General features: G+C 55.4%; 23 protein-coding genes and 1 other annotated feature. Of the genes, 8 read left to right on the top strand and 15 right to left on the bottom strand.

What is annotated here, in order from left to right; all coding sequences use genetic code 11:
• Window positions 1–175: 175 nt before the first annotated feature.
• Window positions 176–922 (top strand): GntR family transcriptional regulator, encoded by a 747-nt coding sequence (locus tag HMPREF3178_RS06530; RefSeq protein ID WP_004107162.1) that lies wholly within the window; start codon window positions 176–178, stop codon window positions 920–922.
• Here HMPREF3178_RS06530 and HMPREF3178_RS06525 read toward each other — a convergent pair.
• The 3 genes from HMPREF3178_RS06525 to ibpA form a co-directional block, all read right to left on the bottom strand.
• Complete coding sequence (locus HMPREF3178_RS06525; protein WP_004107165.1) at window positions 890–2,551, bottom strand: putative transporter; 1,662 nt, start codon at window positions 2,549–2,551, stop codon at window positions 890–892. The two genes, HMPREF3178_RS06530 and HMPREF3178_RS06525, sit on opposite strands and share 33 nt — an antisense overlap.
• Window positions 2,552–2,747: 196 nt before the next feature.
• Window positions 2,748–3,176 (bottom strand): small heat shock chaperone IbpB, encoded by a 429-nt coding sequence (ibpB, locus tag HMPREF3178_RS06520; RefSeq protein WP_017145199.1) that lies wholly within the window; start codon window positions 3,174–3,176, stop codon window positions 2,748–2,750.
• 116 nt (window positions 3,177–3,292) lie between these two features.
• Window positions 3,293–3,706, bottom strand: coding sequence for a small heat shock chaperone IbpA (gene ibpA, locus HMPREF3178_RS06515; protein ID WP_004107169.1), 414 nt, complete (start codon window positions 3,704–3,706; stop codon window positions 3,293–3,295).
• Window positions 3,700–3,774 (bottom strand) — a sequence feature (ROSE (Repression Of Heat Shock gene Expression) occurs in the 5'-region of heat shock genes and acts as an RNA thermometer to modulate expression.). It overlaps the preceding gene by 7 nt.
• A gap of 300 nt (window positions 3,775–4,074) precedes the next feature.
• Here ibpA and HMPREF3178_RS06510 point away from each other — a divergent pair.
• Window positions 4,075–4,407: a YceK/YidQ family lipoprotein gene (locus tag HMPREF3178_RS06510; protein WP_029496763.1), complete on the top strand. Its 333-nt coding sequence runs from the start codon at window positions 4,075–4,077 to the stop codon at window positions 4,405–4,407.
• 1 nt (window position 4,408) lies between these two features.
• Here the strand turns inward: HMPREF3178_RS06510 and HMPREF3178_RS06505 are convergent, their stop codons facing one another.
• The 8 genes from HMPREF3178_RS06505 to HMPREF3178_RS06470 all read right to left on the bottom strand — a co-directional run bounded on the left by HMPREF3178_RS06505 (window position 4,409) and on the right by HMPREF3178_RS06470 (window position 12,708).
• Window positions 4,409–5,635, bottom strand: coding sequence for a DUF3748 domain-containing protein (locus HMPREF3178_RS06505; protein WP_004107173.1), 1,227 nt, complete (start codon window positions 5,633–5,635; stop codon window positions 4,409–4,411).
• 51 nt (window positions 5,636–5,686) lie between these two features.
• Window positions 5,687–7,024, bottom strand: coding sequence for an MFS transporter (locus tag HMPREF3178_RS06500; RefSeq protein ID WP_071530268.1), 1,338 nt, complete (start codon window positions 7,022–7,024; stop codon window positions 5,687–5,689).
• Between the two features lie 179 nt (window positions 7,025–7,203).
• Window positions 7,204–8,352: a galactonate dehydratase gene (gene dgoD / locus HMPREF3178_RS06495; RefSeq protein WP_004107175.1), complete on the bottom strand. Its 1,149-nt coding sequence runs from the start codon at window positions 8,350–8,352 to the stop codon at window positions 7,204–7,206.
• A complete protein-coding gene (locus tag HMPREF3178_RS06490; RefSeq protein ID WP_017145197.1) occupies window positions 8,349–8,966 on the bottom strand; it encodes a 2-dehydro-3-deoxy-6-phosphogalactonate aldolase in 618 nt (205 codons plus the stop codon). The genes dgoD and HMPREF3178_RS06490 overlap by 4 nt, the downstream gene beginning before the upstream one ends.
• Complete coding sequence (locus HMPREF3178_RS06485; protein WP_004107182.1) at window positions 8,950–9,825, bottom strand: 2-dehydro-3-deoxygalactonokinase; 876 nt, start codon at window positions 9,823–9,825, stop codon at window positions 8,950–8,952. The genes HMPREF3178_RS06490 and HMPREF3178_RS06485 overlap by 17 nt, the downstream gene beginning before the upstream one ends.
• Window positions 9,822–10,511 carry a D-galactonate utilization transcriptional regulator DgoR gene (gene dgoR / locus HMPREF3178_RS06480; protein ID WP_004107184.1) on the bottom strand — a complete coding sequence of 230 codons (690 nt, stop codon included), beginning with the start codon at window positions 10,509–10,511 and terminating at the stop codon, window positions 9,822–9,824. Before dgoR ends, HMPREF3178_RS06485 begins: the two co-directional genes overlap by 4 nt.
• Window positions 10,512–10,754: 243 nt before the next feature.
• The gene (gene yidA / locus HMPREF3178_RS06475) at window positions 10,755–11,567 is read right to left on the bottom strand and encodes a sugar-phosphatase (RefSeq protein ID WP_004107186.1); all 813 of its coding nucleotides are present in this window, start codon (window positions 11,565–11,567) and stop codon (window positions 10,755–10,757) included.
• Between the two features lie 115 nt (window positions 11,568–11,682).
• The gene (locus tag HMPREF3178_RS06470; protein ID WP_004107189.1) at window positions 11,683–12,708 is read right to left on the bottom strand and encodes a zinc-dependent alcohol dehydrogenase family protein; all 1,026 of its coding nucleotides are present in this window, start codon (window positions 12,706–12,708) and stop codon (window positions 11,683–11,685) included.
• A gap of 107 nt (window positions 12,709–12,815) precedes the next feature.
• On the opposite strand from HMPREF3178_RS06470, the gene HMPREF3178_RS06465 reads away from it, so the two are divergent.
• The gene (locus HMPREF3178_RS06465) at window positions 12,816–13,751 is read left to right on the top strand and encodes a LysR family transcriptional regulator (RefSeq protein WP_017145196.1); all 936 of its coding nucleotides are present in this window, start codon (window positions 12,816–12,818) and stop codon (window positions 13,749–13,751) included.
• Window positions 13,752–13,783: 32 nt separating this feature from the next.
• Here the strand turns inward: HMPREF3178_RS06465 and gyrB are convergent, their stop codons facing one another.
• From gyrB to dnaA, 4 genes are all read right to left on the bottom strand, one after another.
• Window positions 13,784–16,198: a DNA topoisomerase (ATP-hydrolyzing) subunit B gene (gene gyrB, locus HMPREF3178_RS06460; RefSeq protein WP_004107195.1), complete on the bottom strand. Its 2,415-nt coding sequence runs from the start codon at window positions 16,196–16,198 to the stop codon at window positions 13,784–13,786.
• Window positions 16,199–16,226: 28 nt separating this feature from the next.
• Window positions 16,227–17,300 (bottom strand): DNA replication/repair protein RecF, encoded by a 1,074-nt coding sequence (recF, locus tag HMPREF3178_RS06455; protein ID WP_004107198.1) that lies wholly within the window; start codon window positions 17,298–17,300, stop codon window positions 16,227–16,229.
• Between the two features lie 148 nt (window positions 17,301–17,448).
• Window positions 17,449–18,549: a DNA polymerase III subunit beta gene (gene dnaN, locus HMPREF3178_RS06450; protein WP_004107206.1), complete on the bottom strand. Its 1,101-nt coding sequence runs from the start codon at window positions 18,547–18,549 to the stop codon at window positions 17,449–17,451.
• A gap of 4 nt (window positions 18,550–18,553) precedes the next feature.
• The gene (gene dnaA / locus HMPREF3178_RS06445; protein ID WP_004107208.1) at window positions 18,554–19,954 is read right to left on the bottom strand and encodes a chromosomal replication initiator protein DnaA; all 1,401 of its coding nucleotides are present in this window, start codon (window positions 19,952–19,954) and stop codon (window positions 18,554–18,556) included.
• A 621-nt stretch (window positions 19,955–20,575) separates the two neighbouring features.
• Here dnaA and rpmH point away from each other — a divergent pair.
• The 5 genes from rpmH (at window position 20,576) to mnmE (ending at window position 24,419) form a co-directional block, all read left to right on the top strand.
• Entirely contained in the window at window positions 20,576–20,716 is a 141-nt protein-coding gene (gene rpmH, locus HMPREF3178_RS29660) for a 50S ribosomal protein L34 (protein ID WP_004871828.1), read from the top strand.
• A 15-nt stretch (window positions 20,717–20,731) separates the two neighbouring features.
• Entirely contained in the window at window positions 20,732–21,091 is a 360-nt protein-coding gene (rnpA, locus tag HMPREF3178_RS06440) for a ribonuclease P protein component (protein WP_004871829.1), read from the top strand.
• Complete coding sequence (yidD, locus tag HMPREF3178_RS29655) at window positions 21,055–21,312, top strand: membrane protein insertion efficiency factor YidD (protein ID WP_071530267.1); 258 nt, start codon at window positions 21,055–21,057, stop codon at window positions 21,310–21,312. Before rnpA ends, yidD begins: the two co-directional genes overlap by 37 nt.
• Before the next feature lie 2 nt (window positions 21,313–21,314).
• On the top strand, window positions 21,315–22,961 hold the full coding sequence (gene yidC, locus HMPREF3178_RS06435) for a membrane protein insertase YidC (protein WP_004107212.1): 1,647 nt from the start codon (window positions 21,315–21,317) through the stop codon (window positions 22,959–22,961).
• A 93-nt stretch (window positions 22,962–23,054) separates the two neighbouring features.
• Entirely contained in the window at window positions 23,055–24,419 is a 1,365-nt protein-coding gene (mnmE, locus tag HMPREF3178_RS06430) for a tRNA uridine-5-carboxymethylaminomethyl(34) synthesis GTPase MnmE (protein WP_004107214.1), read from the top strand.
• Window positions 24,420–24,474 lie beyond the last annotated feature (55 nt).

Here is a 24,474-nt window from a genome sequence, read left to right as displayed (position 1 = left end):
TTTCATGGTTTTAATTACATCAATGTTGTCTACTTTCTTATAAAAAATTAGACATGATGAATTATGGCGTTTACATCAGCCTGATTAATATTTTCTCTTCCTGATTATTAACTTGTTTTTTATAGATAATTTTTTACCTGACATAAATGGTGACAACATTAATAGAGGTCTACTGGTGATCTACAAATCTATCGCCGACAGATTACGTTTACGGCTTAATTCTTCCGATTTCGAGGTCGGCAGCCCACTTCCCGGGGAAAAAAAGCTGGCGGAAGAGTTCGGCGTTGCGCGCATGACCATCCGCAAAGCCATCGATCTGCTGGTCAGTTGGGGACTGGTGGTGCGTCGGCACGGCTCCGGCACCTATGTCGCCCGCAAAGACCTGCATCATGAAACCAGCAATCTAACCGGACTGGCCGAAGTGCTGCGCAAGCAGGGCAAAGAGGTGGTCAGCCGGGTATTGGTTTTTGAGGTGATGCCCGCGCCCCCGGCTATCGCCAGCCTGCTGCGGATACAAATTGATGAACGGATCTACTTCTCGCGCCGGGTACGCTATGTCGATGGCAAGCCGCTAATGCTGGAGGATAGCTATATGCCGGTAAAGTTGTTTCGCAATCTGTCGCTGGTGCACCTGGAGGGATCGAAGTTCGATTACATTGAGAAGGAGTGCGGAATAACCATTAGCGGTAACTATGAAACGCTGTCGCCGGTGCTGGCGGACAGGCAGCTGGCGCAGTCGATGAACGTGCCGGAACAGACGCCGCTGCTGCGTATAACCTCCCTTTCCTACAGCGACAGCGGCGAATTTCTTAACTACTCGGTGATGTTCCGTAACGCCAGCGAATATCAGGTGGACTACCATCTGCGGCGCGTCCAGACGGAGCACCCGTTAGCCTATCCCCCAGAACAGCACCGCCAGTAGCTGCGGGGTAATAATACGTAAGAACATAACCAGCGGATAAACGGTCGCGTAGGAGAGCGCCGCCGCGCCGCTGGTGGCATGCAGGTTATTGGCAAACGCCAGCGCCGGAGGGTCGGTCATTGAGCCGGCCAGCATCCCGCACAGGGTCAGGTAGTTCATCTTCGCCAGGATGCGCGCCAGAATACCCACCGTCAGCAGCGGTATCGCGGTGATAAAGATGCCGTAGACAATCCAGCTCATCCCGTCGCCTTCAATCAGCGTTGCGACAAAATCGCCGCCGGATTTCAGGCCAACCACCGCGAGGAACAGCACAATGCCCAGTTCGCGCAGCGCAAGGTTGGCGCTGGGCGGCATAAACCAGTACAGCTTACCGATGCTGCCGATACGTCCGAGGATCAGGGCCATAATCAGCGGCCCGCCTGCCAGACCCAGCTTCAGCGCCGCCGGGAATCCCGGAATAAACAGCGGAATGGAGCCCAGCAGCACGCCCAGGCCGATGCCGATAAATACCGGCAGCATCTGCACCTGCTGCAGTTTTTGCTGGGCGTTGCCCAGCTCGGCGGCTACCGCATCAATCGCCTCCGGGCGGCCGACGAGGTTAAGAATATCGCCGAACTGCAGGCTGGCATGGCTGCTGGCGACCAGTTCAACCCCGGCGCGATTGAGCCGCGAGATCACCACATCATAGCGCTGCTTAAAGTGCAGATCGCGAATGCGTTTACCCAATACTTTTTCGTTGGTCACCACCACGCGCTCGACTTTCAGATCGGTACCGCGAGTGGAGAGCGAAGTGGAAACTTCCTTGCCAATCACCAGCTGAGCGTTGTGCAAATCCTCCGGTCGCCCGACCAGGTGCAGCAGGTCCCCAAGCTGAATCAGGGTATTCGGCGCGGGCACCATCAGCATCTCCTCGCGCTTGAGACGCGAGCAGATCAGCTTGTCGCTGTTAAGCATCGGCACATCCTGAATCGCCATATTGTTCAGGTTGGGGTTTTCAACCCGCACGTTGATGGTCTGGAGATGCGCATGGCCATTGCCGCTGTTTTCATCAAATTGCTGAGCCTCTTTCTCAACGTTGATGCGGAAGAACAGCCGGACCAGCCACATGGTCAGCAAAATGCCGCAAATACCGAATGGATAGGCCATGGCGTAGCTCATACCCATCTGATCGACGGTATCAAGCGGCACGCCAAGGTCGCGCAGGATCTGCTGCCCGGCCCCCAGCGCAGGCGTGTTGGTTACCGCACCGGAAAAGATCCCGAGCACCACGGGGAGAGGGATATCAAACAGTTTATGCAGGACCGCGGTAACCAGACCGCCGAGAATCACAATCAGAATGGCGAACAGGTTAAGCCGCAGGCCAGAGACGCGCAGCGAAGCGAAGAAGCCCGGCCCCACCTGGATCCCGATGGTGTACACGAAGAGGATCAGGCCGAATTCCTGAATAAAGTGCAGCATGGGGCTACTGAGCGTAATGCCCGCCTGGTCTACAAAGTGGCCGACGATAATACCGCCAAACAGCACGCCTCCGATACCGAAGCCGACACCGCGCACTTTTACATTGCCGATCCACAATCCGACTACCGCCACCAGCGCCAATACGCTAACGGTCAATGCTATATCACTCATCGTCTCTTCCCTGTGTATAACATTACGCACAATGAGGATTATGACCGGTAGTCACCAGGCTGTATGCCGCCTGGCGCACAATAATCACGGGATCAGCCAACGACCACTTTGTTGAACGCAACAAGAAAGGACAAAGTAATGTGTATCACGCACAAAAAAGCCCCGAAAATCGGGGCCTGATAAGTGATTCGCTTAATTAGCTCTGTAACGCAGGGCGCTCGCTGATGGCGATGCGCTGCGGGGCGATCTGTTCCGGCTCGTTGCGGGTCAAATCGATATGCAGCAGGCCGTTGGTAAAGGTTGCCCCGGAGACTTCCATATTTTCGGCGAGCGTGAAGCTCAGGCTAAATGCCTGGTTAACCAGCCCCTGGTGCAGCCATTTGGTCTCTTTTTCCGGCTGCTGCGGCGCGCCTTTTACCGTCAGGCGCGTGCCTTCAAGCTGGATATCCAAATCTTGCTGACGGAAACCGGCCAGCGCAAGGGTAATGCGATAGTGGTTATCGTCACTTTTTTCAATGTTATAAGGCGGGAAGCTCTGGCTTTCACCGGCGGTTTGCAGCGCGTTGGCCAGTTTGTCAAAACCGATCCATTGACGCAGAAGCGGGGATAAATCGTAGTTACGCATAGTCTTTCTCCTTCTAAGAAGCGAGTGGATGTTTGCAAATCCTGCGGATTCGCCTTTGCCCCCTGACGGCAGGCACTGTTTTCAGCAATACCGGGCCGCCTTCGCGGCCCATCAAATTAGTTGATTTCGATACGGCGCGGTTTATTCGCTTCAGGAATAACGCGCTCAAGGTCGATATACAGCAGACCGTTTACCAGGTTAGCACCGCGAATATGAATATTTTCTGCGAGCTGGAATTTACGCTCAAAGTTGCGCTCAGCGATGCCCTGATACAGGTAGGTACGCTCTTTCTGCTCGCCGGCATGGGCGCCTTTTACAATAAGCAGATTATCCTGGGCGGTAATTTCCAGTTCGCTCTCGGCAAAACCGGCAACGGCAATCGCGATGCGGTAGTTGTTCTCGTCTACTAACTCAACGTTGTACGGAGGGTAGCCGCCATTGCTCTGGCTTTGATTATTTTCTAACAGATTGAAAAGGCGGTCGAAACCAATAGCAGAACGATACAGCGGGGAGAGATCGAAATTACGCATAATACATAGCTCCTGAAATCAGCGAGAATTATCTGACCTTCCATCATGGACAGGCCGTTATTACCCGGAATACCCATTCGGCGTATTCTCAGGGAGACACATTCCTAAAATGGGTATATCCATGGTCTTTTCAAGGGGAAAAAGGCAAATTTTTTTGCAGTTTGCAGTCTATTGCTTAGACTGGAGTGACAGCACAAAAGGCAAAGTGCGACGCCTGCCACAGTGCGGCGCAATGGCACTATGCATCCATGGAATGGCCCGATATAACCGATAGGTACGCCATTCTTCAGACTGCTTCCCAGCTGGCCGCATTCTGAATGAGGTTGTACTTCGAAGGTTCTATCAACGCCCGTAACGATGACGGAAGAATGATGAAAAACGGTCTTTTAAAGCTGGTCCTGTTCGGCGGGATAATAAGTTTGGGCGGTTGCTCCAGCGTGATGTCACATACTGGCGGCAAGGAAGGAACCTATCCTGGAACGCGCGCCAGCGCGCAGATGCTCGGGGATAGCAACGCAAACTGGGGCACGAAATCGCTGGTGGCGTTGGATATGCCGCTCACGGCGGTCATGGACACGCTGCTGCTGCCGTGGGATATGTTCCGTACCGACAGTTCGGTGAAATCGCGCGTGGAAAAGAGCGAGGAAGAGACGCTGGCGACCAATTCCGTGATCCCGCCAGCGCGGATGCCAACCCCCTGATTTAGCGCGCCGTTTCGGTTACCCAGAGCTGGCGGTAACCGTCCACCTCCTCCATCCAGGCAAGCTGTTTGCCGTCTGGCGAAAAGACGATCGCATCGGCCGATGGCAGATGGGCATGCTCATCGGTCAAAAAGTCGATTTCCCCGTTCTGCGCGTCACAGATCGCGATGCGGTTTTCCAGCACAAAGCCCAGCCATTTTCCTGAGGGATGCCAGTTAAACGCCGACTGGATATCGGAGCGGTTGTGGGTCAACTGCCGCAGCCCGTCCCCCCACGCCGAAATGAGCCACATTTGCACCACGCCAGCCTCATCACGCATCAGAAAAGCGATGTCCGTTGCCGACGGATTGGCGCGTACCCAATGGCGGGGCGTAGTCACCAGCCCTGGATAACGGCGTTGGTGGGTAAACGTTAAGCGACGCTGAACAACGCCGGCAGGAGGCGCCGGCATCGTGGTTTGCGTTCCTGCCAGCGGCGCATCGCCCACTTGCTTCCAGCCCCGTTCGCTCTCCGGCAGTTCGACAATAAACAGCTCCGGCACTTTGTCGCCATTTATCGCCAGCGTATCGCCAATAAACGCCAGCGCCCCGTTGCCTACCCATCCCTCTTCATAGGCGCGATTAATCTCGTCGCTGCCCGGCGCCGGGGTTGGCGTTGTACGGCTGACCAGCACGCTCCAGTGGCTGCCGCCGTATTCACGTGGATGATCGCCACGCGGTACTACCGGGCCATAGGGAACCGCCACGCCAACGTTGCGCAAATCCAGCGCCGGATCGCGTTCATGCAGCACGTGGTCGTTATAGGTAAAGCTGACAAATTCACCGTTCGGACTGAAAACATGCACATGACTGCCGCCGCGCAGCGCGCCGGGAGTATAGGGAGCGGTAATATCCATCGCATCCAGGTTGTGGGTTTCTCCCTGGTACGTCACCACGCCGCGACGATGGTGGAAATCGTAATGCCAGCCCTCGTCAGGGTTTTCCGGGCCGTGGATGAAGACATATTTATCTACCGATGGATGAACGGTCACCACGCCAACGTATGCGCCTTGCCCGGCACGGTAGAGGATCTCAACGTCTCCCGTATCGACGTTCACCCGCTCGATGGTTTCGCCGGTAAAGGAAGCGCCAGAAGGGCGAACGTCAAAGACCAGCCAGCGGCTGTCTGCCGTCCAGGTGCGAGTGTTGGTCAACTGATGATGACGGGGAGCAAAGGTGACTTGTTTCATAAACATACCCTGATGCGAGACTTTCGCATCAGGGTATCGTATCGGAAAGAATTAGCCTACGCGTTTGACATCCCCCACCAGCAGGATATAAGAGAGCGCGCCAATCAGCGCAATAACGGAAATATAAACCAGCGCAGGCGCAAAACCATAGTCCTGGACCAGATAACCCACCACCAGCGGAACGGTGATACCGCCCAGCCCGCCGACGAAATTAAACATACCGCCGGTCAGCCCGATAAGCCGCATCGGCGCAAGCGACGATACCAGCGACCAGGTAATGGAAGCGAAGCCGTTGCCGAAGAAGGCCAGCGCCATCAGGATCATAATCCACACCGGATCGTTGGTGTAGTTCGCCCCCATGATGCAGGTCGAGATCAGCAGTCCGCAGATAATTGGCGTTTTACGCGCGGCGCCTAACGAGAAGCCTTTTCGGACCAGCCTGTCCGCCAGCCAGCCGGAGAGCAGCACGCCAACAAAGGCGGCAAGGAACGGCACCGTTGTCATAAAGCCCGCTTTCAGCGCCGTAATCCCCTTTTCCTGGGTCAGATAGTTAGGGAACCAGGTCAGGAAGAACCACAGCGTGGAGGTTACGGCAAACTGCCCGAGGTAAACGCCGATTAGTTTGCAATGGAATACCAGCTTCCAGTCGGCTTTGGTCAGCGGCTGCCGCGCCTCTTTTTTAACGGGCGCATCGCCGTCCACCAGGCCACCGCCGTCGCGAATATAATCCAGTTCGGCTTTGCTGATACTTTTTGTCAGACGCGGCGGCTGATAAACCTTAAACCAAATTAAAGACCATATTATCCCGATAGCGCCGGTAACGATAAATACCCAGTGCCAGCTCAGCATTTCCTGGATCCAGATTAATAGCGGGGTCAGGAATGCCAGCCCGACAAACTGTCCTGAAGTGTAAAAACCGACGGCTGATGCGCGCTCGTGCTCCGGAAACCAGCTGGTCACCATGCGATTATTAGTGGGAAAAGCCGGGGCTTCAAAGATCCCGGTAATCGCGCGCAGACCAATCAACGACATCAGTCCCGTGGCAAATCCCTGCAGTAGCGTCGCCACTGACCAGCCAAAAATAGCGATAAAGTAGGTTAGTCGCGATCCCACGCGGTCAAGGAACCAACCGCCGGGGATCTGGCAAAGCGTATACAGCCACGCGAAGGCGGAAAATACATATCCCATTTCCGCTTTGGTAATACCAAACTCTTCCTGAATATGCGCCGATGCCACGGCAAGGTTGGCGCGATCAACATAACAAATCACCACGGTAATAAAGATCATAATCAGCGTCAAATAACGACGACGCCCGGGTTTTGCAGCTGTAACTGAAATATCCATCGCAATCTGTCTCCAGATTTTGGGCATAGCGAAGCCGCTCACCATGCCCGGTAATTTACAGAGGGTTTATTTAAATTTTTTATGAATAACTTAACCGTAATGCGCTAAATAATTTGTGCTGGGGAAAGGCGGCAAATTTTCGCATTCCCAGGAGCATACATTAGTATGTGACTGGGATAAGAAAATGCAGCCAACGCATCAGCAGCGCAAAGTATGACGCGCATTTACCATTCCGCGACGCTACCATCCTCATGCCGCCACAACGGATTACGCCAGTCCGGCGCATTTTGACTTAATTCAATTACCCGCGCTTCATCGATCTCTACGCCAAGCCCTGGCTTCATTAATGGTTTAAAGAAGCCGCCTTCCATATTGAAGTCTTCTTTATTTTTTACAAAGTCGAGTAATTCCGCGCCCTTGTTATAGTGAATACCCATACTTTGTTCCTGGAAGACGGCGTTATAGGAGACAAAATCGACGTGCAGACAGGCGGCAAGCGCAATGGGTCCCAGCGGGCAGTGCGGCGCCAACGCCACGTCATAGGCCTCAGCCATTCCAGCGATTTTATAGCACTCGGTAATACCGCCGGCGTGCGACAGGTCGGGTTGCAGAATAGCCAGCCCACCGGCTTCCAGCACGCGTTTAAACTCGAAGCGCGAGAACATGCGTTCGCCCGCCGCAATAGGAATCGAGGTTTGCGCCGCCAGCCGCGGATAGTATTCTGCCTGCTCGGCAAGAACCGGCTCTTCAATAAATAGCGGGCGATATTGCTCCAGCTCTTTGATAAGTACCTTCGCCATCGGCGCGCTCACGCGACCGTGGAAATCGAGACCAAATTCAATTTCATTGCCGAACGCTTCGCGAATTTGCGCCACGGTATTCACCGCAGCGTCCACCGCACGAGAATTATCGATCAGCCCCAGCTCCTCGCAGCCATTTAATTTAAAGGTATCAAAACCAATTCCGCGCAACTTTTTGATACCGTCAATCACTTCTGCCGGCCGATCGCCGCCAACCCAGCTGTAGGCTTTGATTTTGTCACGTACCAGGCCCCCCATCAGCTGCCAGACCGGGGCATTCAGCACTTTGCCTTTAATATCCCACAGGGCCTGGTCGATACCGGCGATGGCGCTCATTAAAATCGGGCCGCCGCGATAAAAGCCCGCGCGGTACATCACCTGCCACAGGTCGTTAATCTGCGCCGGATCCTGGCCTATCAGATAATCGCCGAGCTCATGCACCGCAGCCTCCACGGTGCGCGCGCGCCCTTCAATCACGGGCTCGCCCCAGCCAATCACGCCTTCGTCGGTTTCAATTTTTAAAAACATCCAGCGCGGGGGTAAACGATACGTGGTGAGTTTGGTTATTTTCATTGCACTGCCTCTCGATACGCTTTAACAAATGCTGCCGCCTGCCGTGCGGTACGCTCTACGGATTGCCCGGCGCGATAGAGATCGCTGCCCAGCCCGGCACCGGTACAACCGGCTTTTAGCCACTGCGCCAGGTTCTCCGGCGTCACGCCGCCCACGGCGAAAACGGGCACCTCCGGCGGCAAAACGGCTTTTAGCGCTTTGATGTAGTCAGGGCCAAAAGCCGAGGAAGGGAATACTTTTAAAGCCTGTGCGCCAGCATCCAGCGCGGTAAAAGCTTCCGTCGCCGTCGCGCATCCGGGACAAACGGTCATGCCGAAGCTCACCGCGCGGCGAATCACCTCTGGCTGAATATTGGGCGTAACGATAAGCCTGCAGCCCATTTCGGCAAGCCTGTCCACACGTTCAGGCTTAAGTACGGTGCCCGCGCCTATCAGCGCTCTGTCGCCATAAGCCTCAACAACGGCGGAAATGCTTTTTTCCCACTGCGGAGAATTGAGCGGGATTTCAATGGCGTCGAAGCCAGCATCAATGACGGCGCCGACATGTTCCAGCGCCTCTTCCGGCGTAATGCCGCGCAGAATAGCGATAAGCGGTAGTTTAGTTTGCCACTGCATGGGCGATGCTCCTTATTCCGGTCTGAAATGCGGTGTCGCCTGACACCACGGTCGTCTGACGGCCAATAGCGCCAAGCGCCTGCTGATAGCGGTCTGCCAGCGCCTCTCCGGCAACGAGGGTGACCTGGCGATCGTGGAAATGGGCGCTCATGGTGGCGACTTCCGCGCCAATCAGCAGGCCGGAGAGAAATTCGCTCACCTGTTCGCGCGGCAGTGAGCCCAGCACGTGCGCAGCGCGTACCTCAAAAAGCTGCGGCAGGATGTCTGGCGAATGCAGGCCGCGCTCAAGCCCGGCGTTAAACGCGTCAGGAGCTGAGACCTGCTCCGGTAACCCGGCGCCGACCAGCGAGTGGCGCAGCAGCAGGTGGTGGAGTTCGCCGGTCATCACCGTGCGAAAGTCGCTAATTTGTTGGCGGTCAGCCTGCACCCATTTGCAGTGGGTGCCGGGCATAACGTAGACGGAGGAAGGAGCTATTGCCCGCGCGCCGAGGAGCTGAGTCTCTTCGCCGCGCATCACATTATGGTTATCGTCGCGAGAGACGCTGAGTCCGGGAATAATCCAGACCTGGTCGCTAACAGCGGTTAATTGTTCGCCAATGGCGGAAAAATGGACGGGAACTGGCAGGTAGGGCGCCGCCTTCCAGCCGACATTACTGCCGACCATTCCCGCCATCACTACCGGGGTAGCGCTGTCGCGCCAGCCCGCGGTTATTTCGCTAAACACCGCTGCGGGGGAGTGTCCGTTCAGGCGCGTGACGCCTGCTTCCGATTGCCTGCTCTCCAGACACTGCTCGCCCTGATAAAGCCAGGCGCGCAGGTTTGTCGATCCCCAGTCAATTGCGATGTAGCGAGATGTCATGTGATTTCCTTTAACCTTCGTGTCGAGCTGGCGATCATGGTGAGCGCCGCCTGCTCCGCCGCTTCGCTGTCCTGATGCCGGATGGCGTCAAACAGCGCCTTATGTTCCTGGAGCGTTTTCGGCATGTTGGCCTCATCGCCCATCCAGGTCCTTTCAAATACCGCCCGCTGTAGCGAGCTGATCGCCACGTTGAGCTGTTGCAGTACCGGGTTATGTACCGACTGCAGCACCGCCTCGTGGTAGCGAATATCCGCTTCGTTAAACGCTTCCCTGTCCTGGTTGTTGGCGATCATGTCGTTGAGCGCTTCTTCTATTTGCGCCAGGTCGCTCGATGTTGCGCGCTCTGCCGCCCAGCGGGCTATCGCCGGTTCAACCAGATTACGTACCTCGCTCATCGCGCTAATCAGCCGCGGGTCGTAATCGCTCTCCAGCACCCACTGTAAAACGTCGGTGTCGAGATAATTCCACTGGTTGCGCGAGGCAACGAATGCGCCGCGATAGCGCTTCATTTCAATCAGTCGCCTGGCCATCAATGACCGGAACACTTCGCGAATGATATTGCGCGAGGTAGCAAACTCCTCACACAGCTCGGCTTCCGCGGGCAGCGCAGAGCCGGGAACGTATTTACCGCTGACAATCTGCTTGCCCAGCGTGATGACGATGCGATCGGTTTTATTGAGAGTCATGGAGAGTCCTTGTGCTCTGGATGTACCTCTCTACTTTACCGCGACAGGCGGATTTGACCGCAACTTTGTAGTACTAACGTGATACCACTCGTCATCGCCATGGGCACAATGTAGTACAATACAAACATGTTGTACTACAATTTAGATCACAAAAACGACAATCAGGCATGAAGATTTTCTGGCGGGGTAAACTCAGGGTATAAAAAAACCCGCGATAAACGCGGGTTTTTCAGAAAACAATTTTTAGTTTAAGACATATTTTTCAATAGCATATGCCACACCGTCTTCCAGATTGGATTTGGTGATAAAGTTTGCCGCTTCTTTGACGGCAGGGATCGCGTTGTCCATCGCCACGCCGACGCCTGCATATTCGATCATTGCAATGTCATTTTCCTGATCGCCAATCGCCATCACCTCTTCCGGCTTGATACCCAGCGTATCGGCCAGCGATTTCACGCCGGTGCCTTTAGTGACGCGTTTATCAAGGATTTCCAGGAAGTAGGGCGCGCTTTTCAGCACGGTGTATTTCTCTTTCACTTCAGCCGGGATGCGGGCGATAGCCTGGTCCAGAATGGCCGGTTCATCGATCATCATCACTTTCAACAGCTGGATGTTGGGATCCATATTTTCGGCTTCGCAGAAGACCAGCGGGATTGTCGCCACGTAGGATTCATGCACCGTGTAATAGCTTACATCGCGGTTAGCGGTATACAGGGTATTACGATCCAGCGCGTGGAAGTGGGAGCCGACATCACGGGCCAGCTGTTCCAGATAGCGATAGTCGTCGTAGCCCAGCGCGGTTTGCGCAACGGTACTGCCGTCGCTTGCCTTCTGTACTAAAGCGCCGTTGTAGGTGATGCAGTAATCTCCCGGCTGCTCCATATGCAGTTCTTTCAGGTAGCTGTGCACGCCTGCGTAAGGTCGTCCGGTGGTTAACACCACGTTGACGCCGCGTTCGCGGGCTGCGGCAATCGCGGTTTTCACCGCAGGAGAGATGGTATGGTCAGGCAGCAGCAGCGTGCCGTCCATATCAATTGCGATTAGTTTAATAGCCATGAAATCCCCGGGTAAGATGAGTCCTTACTCATGCTAACGCGATTAAGCCTACAAAAACAGAGCTACATTACGCAGCGGAACACCCTCTTTTAGGCAGAACCCGGGGACCGGGATCTTACTCGCGGGTCAGAACGATTTTACCAAACGCCCCGCGATCGAGATGTTCAAGCGCCTGTTCAAGCTGGTTAAAACGGTAACGGTGTTCAATCACCGGTTTTAACCCGGTCACGTCAACGGCGCGGACGAAATCTTCCAGCGCACGACGGTGCCCGACACCAATACCCTGAATCACCGGGGATTTCAGCAACAGTTCGCCAGCCGGTAGCGAGATTTCACTCCCGGCCAGCACGCCAATGACCGATATGCGGCCATGAACCGCAACGGCGCGCAGGGAATGTCGCAGATTCTCCCCGCCAACGGTTTCAATAATATGATCGATGCCGCGATCGGCGGTCAGTTCGTAAATTCCTTCCGTCCAATCACTTTTGAGCCGGTTTATCCCATGATCGGCGCCAAGTTGTTTAGCCCGCGCCAGTTTTTCATCACTTCCTGATGTGACAAAAACCTTTGCCCCCTGTGCTTTTGCAATTTGCAAAGCGAATATCGCCACACCGCCCGTCCCCTGTACCAGCACCGATTGCCCGGCGTGTAAATGACCGCGTTCCACCAGCGCGAACCATGCGGTAAGCCCTGCACAAGGGAGCGTGCTGGCTTCTGCATCATCAAGGGTTTCCGGTGCAGCCACCAGCCAGTTTTCATTCACAACCACGTACTCAGCCAGCATGCCCTGGAAGTACCCGCCGGTGGTTTTATAAGGCAAAGTGCGGGCATCTGACGCTGGTCTACCGTCGATCCACTCCGGGAAAAAGGTGGAGATCACCCGAGCGCCGGGTTTGAAACGCGTGACGCCCTCGCCCGTGCTCTCCACCACGCCCGCCATATCAGACGCCGGCGTAAACGGGAAGGAAAGCGCAATAGGCATGGTGCCTTCAATGACCATCTTATCGCGATAGTTGAGCGCAACGGCATTCACCCGCACGCGGACTTCACCCGGGCCCGGCTGCGGAACAGGCGCCTGAATAAGATTGAGGTTCTCACGCCCGAGGGCGTCCATAGACCAGCGTTGCATTGTCTGCGTCATTTTTCACTCCTGCCATCAAATAAGCTTGAAGTGACAGTTTACCGTTGACCATGGGTAACCAGTGGCGATAAGTTTTCCCTCTATTGGTGACTTAAAAGATACAATCCATGACCGATACGCTGAAGGATATTCCGGTTTTTGTGGCCGCCGTTGAGGCGGGAAGTTTTTCTCAGGCCGCAATTCGTTTGCATTTGTCGCGCTCGGCGGTAGGAAAGAGTATCGCTCGGCTTGAAGAGCGGTTGGGGGTACGTCTGTTTCAACGTACGACCCGCAGCCAAAGCCTGACCGACAACGGCGCCCTTTTTTATGAACGTTGTCAGCGCGCGCTGGAGGAAATTCGTGGAGCAGAGTCGCTGCTGGAAACAGGGAAACAGCAGGTTAGTGGCCGCCTGCGCGTGGCCATGCCGGTGCTGTTTGGTCGCCAGTGCGTGGCCCCACTGCTGATCGAGCTTGCGCAGGAACACCCAGGTCTCGAGCTGGAGATGTCATTCAGCGATCGCGTGGTGGATCTCGTCGAGGAAGGGTTTGATATGGCGGTGCGTAACGGCCCCCTTCAGGACAGCAGCGTTCTGGTCGCCAGAAAGCTGGGAGAACACCGCATGGTGCTGTGCGCCGCGCCGGATTACCTGCTGAAGAAGGGTCTGCCACAAAGCGTTGATGATTTACCCCACCATGCGGCCATTAACTATCTGCAAGCAGGCAGAGTGCTATCCTGGCAGCTGATGGATAAAGAAGGAGTCTCGCACACCTTTACTCCCCGTTCATCGCTCAATATGGATGATTTGCAGGCAATCTGCGACGCTGCGCTGGCCGGCCACGGCATTGCATGGCTGCCCTGCTGGATGGCCAGCAAAGAAATTCATCAGGGAAAACTCGTCCCGCTTTTAAAGCAGGCGCCGGATGTGCGCTTCGACGTTCATGCGGTCTGGCAACAGACGCCGCATCTACCGCTGAGGGTGAGAATTGCCGTCGATATGCTCGCCAGCCGTTTACCGTCCGTGATGTCGCTGGATATGCCTGCGCCCACAAAAAAGCCGCGCTAAATGCGCGGCCTGAGTAGGGCTGTAGACGACGATTAAATATCGATGTTCGCCGCTTTGAGGGCGTTCTCTTCGATAAAGGCGCGACGCGGTTCAACGGCGTCACCCATCAGGGTGGTGAACAGCTGGTCAGCGGCAATCGCATCCTTCACGGTCACGCGCAGCATGCGGCGGCTATCCGGGTCCATAGTGGTTTCCCACAGCTGGTCCGGGTTCATCTCGCCAAGACCTTTATAGCGCTGGATAGAGAGGCCGCGGCGCGACTCTTTCACCAGCCAGTCCAGCGCCTGTTCAAAGCTGGCAACCGGCTGACGGCGCTCGCCGCGCTCAATAAAGGCATCCTCTTCAATCAGACCGCGCAGCGTTTCGCCCAGCGCGCAGATACGGTGGTATTCCGGCCCGGTGACAAACTCATGATCCAGCGGATAATCGGTATCCACGCCGTGGGTACGCACGCGAACGATCGGCTCAAACTGCTGCAGCTCGGCGTTCTCGCGGACATCAAATTTCCACTGGCTGCCGTGCTGCTCTTTCTCATTCAGCTCGCTCACCAGGGCGTTGATCCAGCGCGTCACGGTCTGCTCATTCGCCAGGTCGGCCTCTGCGAGCGTCGGCTGATAGATAAGCTCTTTGAGCAGCGCTTTAGGATAACGACGTTCCATACGCGTAATCATTTTCTGCGTGGCGTTATACTCGGCAACCAGTCTCTCCAGCGGCTCTCCGGCCAGGGCCGGCGCGTTGGCGTTGGTGTGCAGCGTTGCGCCATCCAGCGCGATGGAGATTTGGTACTGATCCATCGCCTCATCGTCTTTAATATACTGTTCTTGCTTGCCTTTCTTCACTTTGTACAGCGGCGGCTGGGCAATATAGACGTGGCCGCGCTCAACGATTTCCGGCATCTGACGGTAGAAGAAGGTCAACAGCAGCGTACGAATGTGCGAGCCGTCGACGTCCGCATCGGTCATGATGATGATGCTGTGGTAGCGCAGTTTGTCCGGGTTGTACTCGTCGCGACCAATGCCGCAGCCCAGCGCGGTAATCAGCGTCGCCACTTCCTGCGAAGCGAGCATTTTGTCAAAGCGCGCTTTCTCAACGTTGAGGATTTTCCCCTTCAGCGGCAGAATCGCCTGGTTCTTACGGTTACGCCCCTGCTTAGCAGAGCCGCCCGCAGAGTCCCCTTCCACTAAGTACAGTTCAGAGTGTGCCGGGTCGCGTTCCTGGCAATCCGCCAGTTTGCCCGGCAGGCCAGCCAGGTCCAGCGCGCCTTTACGGCGGGTCATTTCACGCGCGCGGCGCGCGGCTTCACGCGCACGGGCGGCATCGATGATTTTGCCCACTACGATTTTGGCGTCAGACGGGTTTTCCAGCAGGTACTCGTTCAGCAGTTCGTTCATCTGCTGTTCGACCGCCGATTTCACCTCAGAGGAGACCAGCTTGTCTTTGGTCTGCGAGGAGAATTTCGGATCCGGCACCTTCACGGAAACCACGGCAATCAGGCCTTCACGGGCGTCGTCGCCGGTAGCGCTGACTTTCGCTTTTTTGCTGTAGCCTTCTTTATCCATATAGGCGTTCAGGGTACGCGTCATCGCCGCACGGAAGCCCGCCAGGTGAGTACCGCCGTCGCGCTGCGGGATATTGTTGGTAAAGCAGTAGATATTTTCCTGGAACCCGTCGTTCCACTGCAGCGCAACTTCAACGCCGATACCGTCTTTTTCAGTGGAGAAATAGAAAATATTCGGGTGGATCGGCGTTTTGTTTTTGTTCAGATATTCCACAAAGGCTTTGATACCGCCTTCGTAGTGGAAATGATCTTCTTTGCCGTCACGCTTGTCGCGCAGGCGAATCGACACCCCGGAGTTCAGGAACGACAGCTCGCGCAGGCGTTTTGCCAGAATCTCGTATTCGAATTCGACAACGTTGGTAAAGGTTTCGTAGCTCGGCCAGAAGCGCACCATGGTACCGGTTTTTTCGGTTTCGCCGGTAACCGCCAGCGGAGCCTGCGGCACGCCGTGGGCATAAACCTGACGGTGAATTTTGTTATCGCGTTGAATAACCAGCTCCAGCTTCTGCGACAGGGCGTTAACAACGGAAACGCCTACGCCGTGCAGACCGCCGGAAACTTTATAGGAGTTATCATCGAATTTACCGCCTGCGTGCAGAACGGTCATGATCACCTCCGCCGCCGACACGCCCTCTTCCGGGTGAATACCGGTTGGAATACCGCGGCCGTCATCCTGTACGGAGACGGAGTTATCGCTGTGGATCGTAACAACGATGTCTTTACAGTAACCTGCGAGCGCTTCGTCGATAGCGTTATCCACAACCTCGAATACCATGTGGTGCAGACCGGTGCCGTCATCCGTGTCGCCGATATACATACCCGGGCGCTTACGCACCGCATCCAGCCCTTTCAGGACTTTGATACTGGAGGAGTCATAAGAATTCGACATCAACGTTTCTCGCTCATTTAATCTTAGGTTAATCCGCTATTTTACCCTTTTCCACGGTAAACATCTTCGAATTTTCGTCCGACATGTCTATAACGTGTTCAGCGCTAATGGCGCTGACGAAAACCTGCGACTGCGTGGCTTTTAAACGGCTGGCCAGCAGCCCGCGCCGCGCGTCGTCGAGTTCCGAGGCAAAATCATCTATCAGGTACAGGCAGCGTCGCCCGCTCTCGCGGGTCAAAAACTCACCTTGCGCCAGCCGCAGGGCGCACATCAGCAGCTTAAGCTGCCCGCGCGACAATGTATCCTCTACCGGCGCGCCGTCGGCACGAATGCGGAAATCCGCTTTGTGCGGACCGTGCGCGGTATAGGTTAACATGCGATCGCGTTCGAAATTTCGTTCCAGCACCTCGGCATAATCCGTTTCTTTCTCCCAGCCGCGCTGGAAAGAAAAGGTGAGGGCGAACTCAGGTAAAAACTGCCGACAGGTATCCGCCATATCTTCGACAATAGCGGCGCTATATTCGGCGCGCCAGCGGCTGATTTGCTCCGCCAGCGGGATCAGCTCAAGATCCCATGGCCGCAGCTGGGCATAGCGACTCACCTGACGCAGCGCGGCGTTGCGCTGCTTCACCAGGCGCTTCAGGTTGCTCCAGGCGGTAAAGAATCCGGCTTCGTTGTGGAAGCATCCCCAATCAAGGAACGCTCTTCTGTATTTGGGGCCGCCGTTGAGTAAAGTAAACCCCTCTGGCGTAATCAGCTGCATCGGCATCAGAAGCGCCAGCTCCGCCACTTTATGGCCGTCAGTGCCGTCGATACGAACCTTGCTGTCGCCCTGCTTATCTTTCGTCAGGCCGATGGCGACTTCTCGCTCTTCGCCCTGCAGGCGACCGTGCAGAACAAATGACTCCTGCTCGTGACGAATCACGCGGCCAATCTGCAAGCTACGAAACGCCCGACCGTGGCCGAGCGTATAGATAGCTTCAAGCACGCTGGTTTTGCCGCTGCCGTTGGCGCCAACCAGGAAGTTAAAGCCGGGGGATAAGGCGAGATCCGCATTTTCAATATTGCGGAAGTCTTTGATTAGAAGTCGGGATAGCGACATATCAGCTCGTCATCATTCAAGGGGCGTAGGTGTCGCAGCCAGTTCGTCTACCGCCAGCGCGCAGAAAGCGGAGCGTACACGAAGTACGTGAGCATTTCGAGCACTGCCGGAAGGCGAAATGGCAAGTAAACCAGCCCCTTTGCAGATTCTACAATCGCATGGGCATGACGACGTAGGCTGCGGATTGCGAAGCCGCATCCTCAATCTGCACGCTCGAAACGGAATCCGTCAGGAGAATACGTACGTTCTCACACTTCAGCGCGTTCAGCACATCCAGTACATAGCTGACGTTAAAACCGATTTCCATTTCCGTACCGGCATAGGTAACGTCCAGAATTTCTTCCGCTTCTTCCTGTTCCGGGTTATTGGCGGTGATTTTCAGCTGATTTTCACTGACATACAGGCGCACGCCGCGGAATTTTTCGTTAGAAAGAATCGCCGCCCGGGCAAAGGCCTGCTTGAGAATATCGCAGCCGGCGTCCAGATGCTTGTCCGGGTTCTTCGGCAGTACGCGGCGATAGTCAGGGAAGCGACCATCGACCAGCTTCGAAGTAAAGATAAAGTCGCCAACGTGAGCCCGGATGTTGTTGCTGCCGATCTGTACGCGCAGCGGCGTATCGCCGCCATCAAGCATACGCATCAGCTCAATCACGCCTTTACGCGGCACGATCACCGAATGATTGGGCAGGGACTCTTCCAGCGGCATAGAGCAGACCGCCAGGCGGTGGCCATCGGTCGCTACGGTGCGCAGTTCGCTGCCTTCGGTTTCAAACAGCATACCGTTTAAGTAATAGCGAACGTCCTGGTGAGCCATCGAAAACTGCGTCGCCTCAATCAGGCGCTTCATGGTCGCCTGCGGCAGGGTAAACTCAACTTCGCTCTGCCAGTCGTCAAGGTTAGGGAAATCCGCCGCCGGTAGCGTCGAGAGCGAGAAACGGCTACGCCCGGAACGCACCAGCATACGCTCGCCTTCCAGCTGTACCGCGATCTCCGCGCCTTCAGGCAGGCCGCGGCAGATATCAAAAAATTTACGCGCCGGAACGGTTGTTGCTCCCGCTTCGTGCGGCTGAATCAGCGCAACGCGCGCGACCATTTCCATTTCCAGATCGGTACCGGTCAGCGACAGCGCGCCATCGGTAACCTGAAGGAGCAGGTTGCCAAGAATCGGTAGCGTCGGACGACCACCTAAAGGACCACTTACCTGTTGCAGCGGTTTTAATAAATGTTCACGTTCTACGGTAAATTTCATAGCGTCACGAGGATAATGTTCTGATTAAATTGGAAAAATCTTCTTTGATATCGTGGCTTTCTTCACGCAACTGCTCAATCTTGCGGCAAGCGTGCAGGACGGTGGTATGGTCGCGACCGCCAAACGCATCGCCGATTTCCGGCAGACTGTGGTTGGTCAGCTCTTTTGCCAGCGCCATCGCCATCTGGCGTGGGCGCGCCACCGAACGGGAGCGGCGTTTAGACAGCAGGTCCGCTACCTTAATTTTGTAATACTCCGCCACCGTCTTTTGAATATTGTCGATGGTGACCAGTTTTTCCTGTAAAGCCAACAGATCGCGCAGCGCTTCGCGGACGAAGTCGATAGTGATCGCCCGGCCGGTAAAGTTGGCATTGGCGATAACGCGGTTCAGCGCCCCTTCGAGCTCACGTACGTTAGAGCGCAGACGCTTGGCGATAAAGAACGCCACTTCGCCCGGCAGGCGGATGTCGTTTTCATCCGCTTTTTTCATCAGGATCGCCACGCGAGTTTCCAGCTCTGGCGGTTCGATCGCAACCGTCAGACCCCAGCCGAAGCGTGATTTCAGACGATCTTCAACCCCGTTGATCTCCTTCGGATAGCGATCCGAGGTCAGGATGATCTGCTGATTGCCTTCCAGCAGGGCGTTAAAGGTATGGAAAAACTCTTCCTGCGAGCGCTCTTTATTAGCAAAAAACTGGATATCATCGATCAGCAGGGCGTCAACGGAGCGGTAGTAGCGCTTAAATTCTTCAATGGCGTTGTTTTGCAGAGCTTTTACCATGTCCTGCACAAAGCGCTCGGAGTGCATGTAAACCACTTTTGCGTTGGGTTTACGCGCCACAATCCCGTTACCAACCGCGTGTAAAAGGTGAGTTTTACCCAGGCCGGTGCCGCCATAAAGAAACAGCGGGTTATACGCGCCGCCGGGGTTATCCGCTACCTGACGCGCCGCCGCGCGAGCCAGCTGGTTAGATTTACCCTCGACGAAGTTATCAAACGTATGTTTCACATTGACGTTGGAGCGATAGGTCGGTTCTGCCGGCGCCGGCACGTTATCCCAGCCTGGACGCACGATAGTCGGGGCAACGCGCGCCGTCTGAACCTGCTGCGCAGGGGCGACCGCGGCAACGCTTACCGCGCCTCTCTGCATCTGAACGGCAGGCTTCGCGCCGACTTCAAAGCGCAGCTGTGGGGCATCCGCACCGCAAAAATCATTGAGGAGTCCATTGATATTATTGAGGTATTTATCCCTTACCCAATCGAGCACAAAACGGTTTGGCGCATACAGTGCCAGCGTGTTATCGCTCAACTCCGCCTGCAAAGGGCGTATCCACATGCTGAATTCTGTGGCTGGTAACTCATCCTGCAATCGGGCAAGACACTGCTGCCAAAGCGAAAGTGACACGGCGGACTCCACTCGAACAAAAATCGATATATAAAGAGAAACTGAAACAATCGTGATTGTTGGCACACGTCGACAAGACCCTGCATAGCCGAAAAGCCCCTGCACAAAAGGGGTGACGTGCGAACCGCTATCTGCGGTTATTACCCGATGCGGATCTCTGGATCCCGATCGGGACCGGGGATCATAGCCTAAACTGAGAAAGAGATCTTGTGTTTCTCAACAGATTCTTCCCGATTTATCCACAGGAAGGATCGAAGCTGGATAAGTGTAATCGATCCTGGCTGGAGTGAAGCACGATTTCAGCCGCATATTGGAAAAATTAATGAGCTACGCGGGTTTTGAGCCTAATCGATCTAACAAAGATCCTTTACGATCCTTGCGCTTTATCCACCAGGTCGTATAATCCCCCACCCGGCGCGTAATGCCCGTTTTCCGCAGCGCGCCATCGCCTGTTTTTTGTGCGGCAAGGTGCGAGAAATAAGGAAAGAGAATTGACTCCGGAGTGTACAATTATTACAATCCGGCCTCTTTAATCACCCACGCTGAGGCGTAGGCCGTTCGAAATTCGTTCGGATTTACGCGAAAGTCAGTGAAATTATTCAAGTTTAGGTAGAAATCGCCATGAAACGCACTTTTCAACCGTCTGTACTGAAGCGCAACCGTTCTCACGGCTTCCGTGCTCGTATGGCTACTAAAAATGGTCGTCAGGTTCTGGCACGTCGTCGTGCTAAAAGCCGCGCTCGTCTGACCGTTTCCAAGTAATAAAGCTAACCCTGAGTGGTTAAGCTCGCATTTCCCAGGGAGTTACGTTTGTTAACTCCCAGTCATTTCACTTTCGTCTTCCAGCAGCCATTACGGGCTGGCACGCCGCAAATCACCATCCTCGGCCGCCAAAATTCGCTGGGGCATCCCCGCATCGGTCTTACCGTCGCCAAGAAAAACGTTAAGCGTGCGCATGAACGCAATCGGATCAAACGTCTGACGCGTGAAAGCTTCCGTTTACGTCAACATGAACTCCCGCCAATGGATTTCGTGGTGGTGGCGAAGAAAGGGGTTGCCGACCTCGATAACCGTGCTCTCTCGGAAGCGTTGGAAAAATTATGGCGCCGCCACTGTCGCTTGGCTCGCGGGTCCTGATAGGCCTGATTCGGGTCTATCAGCGCCTGATTAGTCCGCTACTCGGGCCGCACTGCCGTTTCACGCCAACCTGTTCTCAATACGGAATTGAGGCATTGCGCAGGTTTGGATTGATAAAAGGCAGTTGGTTGACGGTGAAACGCGTATTAAAATGCCACCCTTTACACCCTGGTGGTGACGATCCCGTCCCGCCTGGACCATTTGATACCAGAGAACACTAACGATGGATTCGCAACGCAATCTTCTTATCATCGCTTTGTTGTTCGTGTCTTTCATGATCTGGCAAGCCTGGGAGCAGGATAACAATCCTCAGCCTCAGCAGCAGACCACGCAGACAACGACCACAGCAACGGGTAGCGCCGCCGACCAGGGCGTACCGGCCAGTGGCCAGGGGAAACTGATTACGGTAAAAACCGATGTGCTTGACCTGACCATCAACACCCGCGGTGGTGATGTTGAGCAGGCGCTGCTTCTGGATTATCCGAAAGAGCTGAAGTCAACTGAGCCATTCCAGCTTCTGGAAACTTCGCCGCAGTTTACCTATCAGGCGCAGAGCGGTTTAACCGGTCGTGATGGCCCGGACAATCCGGCAAACGGACCGCGTCCGTTGTATAACGTCGATAAAGATGCGTTTGTGCTGGCTGATGGCCAGAACGAAATCGTCATTCCGCTCACGTACACCGATAAAGCAGGCAACGTATTCACCAAAACCTTCACCCTGAAGCGCGGTGAATATGCGGTGAACGTCGGCTATAGCGTAGAGAACGCCAGCGAAAAACCGCTGGAAATCTCAACCTTTGGCCAGCTGAAGCAAACCGCCAACCTGCCGACGCATCGCGACACCCAGACCGGTGGCCTGACTACCATGCACACCTTCCGTGGCGCGGCGTACTCAACGTCTGAAACGAAGTACGAAAAATATAAATTCGATACTATCGTTGATAACGAAAACCTGAACGTCAGCACCAAAAACGGTTGGGTTGCCATGCTGCAGCAGTACTTTACTACCGCATGGGTTCCGCAGAACAACGGCACTAACAACTTCTATACCGCGAACCTTGGCAACGGTCTTGTGGCTATCGGCTACAAATCTCAGCCGGTTCTGGTCCAGCCGGGTCAAACCGACAAGCTGGAAAGCACCCTGTGGGTCGGCCCGGCCATTCAGGACAAAATGGCCGCCGTTGCGCCGCATCTTGACCTGACCGTCGACTACGGCTGGCTGTGGTTTATCTCTCAGCCGCTGTTCAAGCTGCTGAAATGGATCCACAGCTATCTGGGCAACTGGGGCTTCTCCATCATCGTCATTACCTTTATCGTTCGTGGCATCATGTACCCGCTGACCAAAGCGCAGTACACCTCCATGGCGAAGATGCGTATGCTGCAGCCGAAGATTCAGGCAATGCGCGAGCGTCTGGGCGACGACAAGCAGCGTCAGAGCCAGGAGATGATGGCCCTGTATAAAGCGGAGAAGGTTAACCCACTGGGTGGCTGCTTCCCGCTGATTATCCAGATGCCAATCTTCCTTGCGCTGTACTACATGCTGAGCGCCTCGGTTGAACTGCGTCATGCGCCGTTTATCCTGTGGATCCACGACCTGTCTGCGCAAGACCCGTACTACATCCTGCCGATCATCATGGGCGCGACGATGTTCTTCATTCAGAAGATGTCTCCGACTACCGTGACCGACCCGATGCAGCAGAAGATCATGACCTTTATGCCGGTCATCTTTACGGTGTTCTTCCTGTGGTTCCCGTCTGGTCTGGTGGTTTACTATATCGTCAGCAACCTGGTCACCATTATTCAGCAGCAGCTGATTTACCGTGGTCTGGAAAAGCGTGGTCTGCATAGCCGCGAGAAGAAAAAATCCTGATACTCTTGAATTATTTTGAGTATTTACGGTAACGTTAATGCCAGAGAAGGCGGTCAATAGACCGCCTTTTTTACATCTACATAGAGAGTCACCATGAGCCATAACGACACTATCGTCGCCCAGGCAACCCCACCGGGACGCGGTGGTGTGGGCATCCTGCGCATCTCTGGCCTGAAGGCGCGCGACGTTGCGCAGGCGGTGCTGGGCAAGCTGCCGAAACCGCGCTATGCCGACTACCTACCGTTTAAAGACAGCGACGGCAGCGCGCTGGATCAGGGTATTGCCCTGTGGTTCCCCGGCCCGAACTCCTTTACTGGTGAAGACGTGCTGGAGCTTCAGGGCCATGGCGGCCCTGTTATTCTCGACCTGCTTCTGAAACGTATTCTGACGCTTCCGGGTGTGCGCATCGCCAGGCCCGGCGAGTTCTCCGAGCGCGCGTTTTTGAACGATAAGCTCGATTTAGCCCAGGCCGAAGCGATTGCTGACCTGATCGACGCCAGCTCCGAGCAGGCGGCTCGTTCAGCGCTGAATTCGCTGCAGGGCGCATTCTCTACTCGCGTCAACCATCTGGTGGAAGCGCTGACTCACCTGCGCATCTACGTCGAAGCAGCCATTGATTTTCCGGACGAAGAGATCGACTTCCTCTCCGATGGTAAAATTGAAGCCCAGCTTAACGCGGTTATCGCCGATCTCGACGCCGTGCGCGCCGAGGCGCGCCAGGGCAGCCTGCTGCGCGAAGGGATGAAAGTGGTCATTGCCGGGCGGCCGAACGCCGGGAAATCAAGCCTGCTGAACGCGCTGGCGGGCCGGGAAGCGGCTATCGTCACCGATATTGCCGGAACCACCCGCGACGTTCTGCGCGAGCATATCCACATTGACGGTATGCCGCTGCACATCATTGATACCGCCGGCCTGCGCGATGCGAACGACGAGGTCGAGCGCATCGGCATCGAGCGTGCCTGGCAGGAGATTGAACAAGCCGACCGCGTACTGTTCATGGTCGACGGCACCACCACCGGTGCGACCGATCCGGCGGATATCTGGCCAGATTTTATCGCCCGTCTGCCGAAAAATTTGCCGATTACCGTGGTGCGCAACAAAGCGGATATTACCGGCGAAACGCTGGGGTTGAGCGAAGTAAATGACCACTCACTTGTCCGCCTTTCGGCGCGTACCGGCGAGGGCGTAGACGTGCTGCGCAATCATCTCAAGCAGAGCATGGGTTTTGAGACCAATATGGAAGGCGGCTTTCTGGCGCGCCGTCGCCACCTGCAGGCGCTGTCCGATGCCGCAGAGCATCTGCAGCAGGGTAAAGCGCAGCTGCTGGGCGCCTGGGCTGGCGAGCTGCTGGCGGAAGAGCTGCGCCTGGCCCAGCAGAACCTGAGCGAAATCACCGGTGAGTTTACCTCCGACGACCTGCTGGGGCGCATTTTCTCCAGTTTCTGTATTGGTAAGTAATCTCAGTTTGTGAGCATTGACTAACCCGCCTTAACGTCCTGTTAAAGCGGGTTTA

It is taken from the genome of Klebsiella sp. HMSC09D12 (assembly GCF_001808475.1).
In the GTDB taxonomy this organism is placed as follows: Bacteria; Pseudomonadota; Gammaproteobacteria; order Enterobacterales; family Enterobacteriaceae; genus Klebsiella; species Klebsiella oxytoca.
This window is presented reverse-complemented; position numbering and strand designations above follow the sequence as displayed.

Bases quoted from the DNA above. Each gene is read 5' to 3' on its own strand.
- HMPREF3178_RS06525 (WP_004107165.1), bottom strand. From the start codon at position 2,551: ATGAGTGATATAGCATTGACCGTTAGCGTATTGGCGCTGGTGGCGGTA.
- ibpB (WP_017145199.1), bottom strand. From the start codon at position 3,176: ATGCGTAACTACGATTTATCCCCGCTTCTGCGTCAATGGATCGGTTTT.
- ibpA (WP_004107169.1), bottom strand. From the start codon at position 3,706: ATGCGTAATTTCGATCTCTCCCCGCTGTATCGTTCTGCTATTGGTTTC.
- HMPREF3178_RS06510 (WP_029496763.1), top strand. From the start codon at position 4,075: ATGATGAAAAACGGTCTTTTAAAGCTGGTCCTGTTCGGCGGGATAATA.
- HMPREF3178_RS06505 (WP_004107173.1), bottom strand. From the start codon at position 5,635: ATGAAACAAGTCACCTTTGCTCCCCGTCATCATCAGTTGACCAACACT.
- HMPREF3178_RS06500 (WP_071530268.1), bottom strand. From the start codon at position 7,024: ATGGTGAGCGGCTTCGCTATGCCCAAAATCTGGAGACAGATTGCGATG.
- dgoD (WP_004107175.1), bottom strand. From the start codon at position 8,352: ATGAAAATAACCAAACTCACCACGTATCGTTTACCCCCGCGCTGGATG.
- HMPREF3178_RS06490 (WP_017145197.1), bottom strand. From the start codon at position 8,966: ATGCAGTGGCAAACTAAACTACCGCTTATCGCTATTCTGCGCGGCATT.
- HMPREF3178_RS06485 (WP_004107182.1), bottom strand. From the start codon at position 9,825: ATGACATCTCGCTACATCGCAATTGACTGGGGATCGACAAACCTGCGC.
- dgoR (WP_004107184.1), bottom strand. From the start codon at position 10,511: ATGACTCTCAATAAAACCGATCGCATCGTCATCACGCTGGGCAAGCAG.
- yidA (WP_004107186.1), bottom strand. From the start codon at position 11,567: ATGGCTATTAAACTAATCGCAATTGATATGGACGGCACGCTGCTGCTG.
- HMPREF3178_RS06470 (WP_004107189.1), bottom strand. From the start codon at position 12,708: ATGACGCAGACAATGCAACGCTGGTCTATGGACGCCCTCGGGCGTGAG.
- HMPREF3178_RS06465 (WP_017145196.1), top strand. From the start codon at position 12,816: ATGACCGATACGCTGAAGGATATTCCGGTTTTTGTGGCCGCCGTTGAG.
- gyrB (WP_004107195.1), bottom strand. From the start codon at position 16,198: ATGTCGAATTCTTATGACTCCTCCAGTATCAAAGTCCTGAAAGGGCTG.
- recF (WP_004107198.1), bottom strand. From the start codon at position 17,300: ATGTCGCTATCCCGACTTCTAATCAAAGACTTCCGCAATATTGAAAAT.
- dnaN (WP_004107206.1), bottom strand. From the start codon at position 18,549: ATGAAATTTACCGTAGAACGTGAACATTTATTAAAACCGCTGCAACAG.
- rpmH (WP_004871828.1), top strand. From the start codon at position 20,576: ATGAAACGCACTTTTCAACCGTCTGTACTGAAGCGCAACCGTTCTCAC.
- yidD (WP_071530267.1), top strand. From the start codon at position 21,055: ATGGCGCCGCCACTGTCGCTTGGCTCGCGGGTCCTGATAGGCCTGATT.
- yidC (WP_004107212.1), top strand. From the start codon at position 21,315: ATGGATTCGCAACGCAATCTTCTTATCATCGCTTTGTTGTTCGTGTCT.
- mnmE (WP_004107214.1), top strand. From the start codon at position 23,055: ATGAGCCATAACGACACTATCGTCGCCCAGGCAACCCCACCGGGACGC.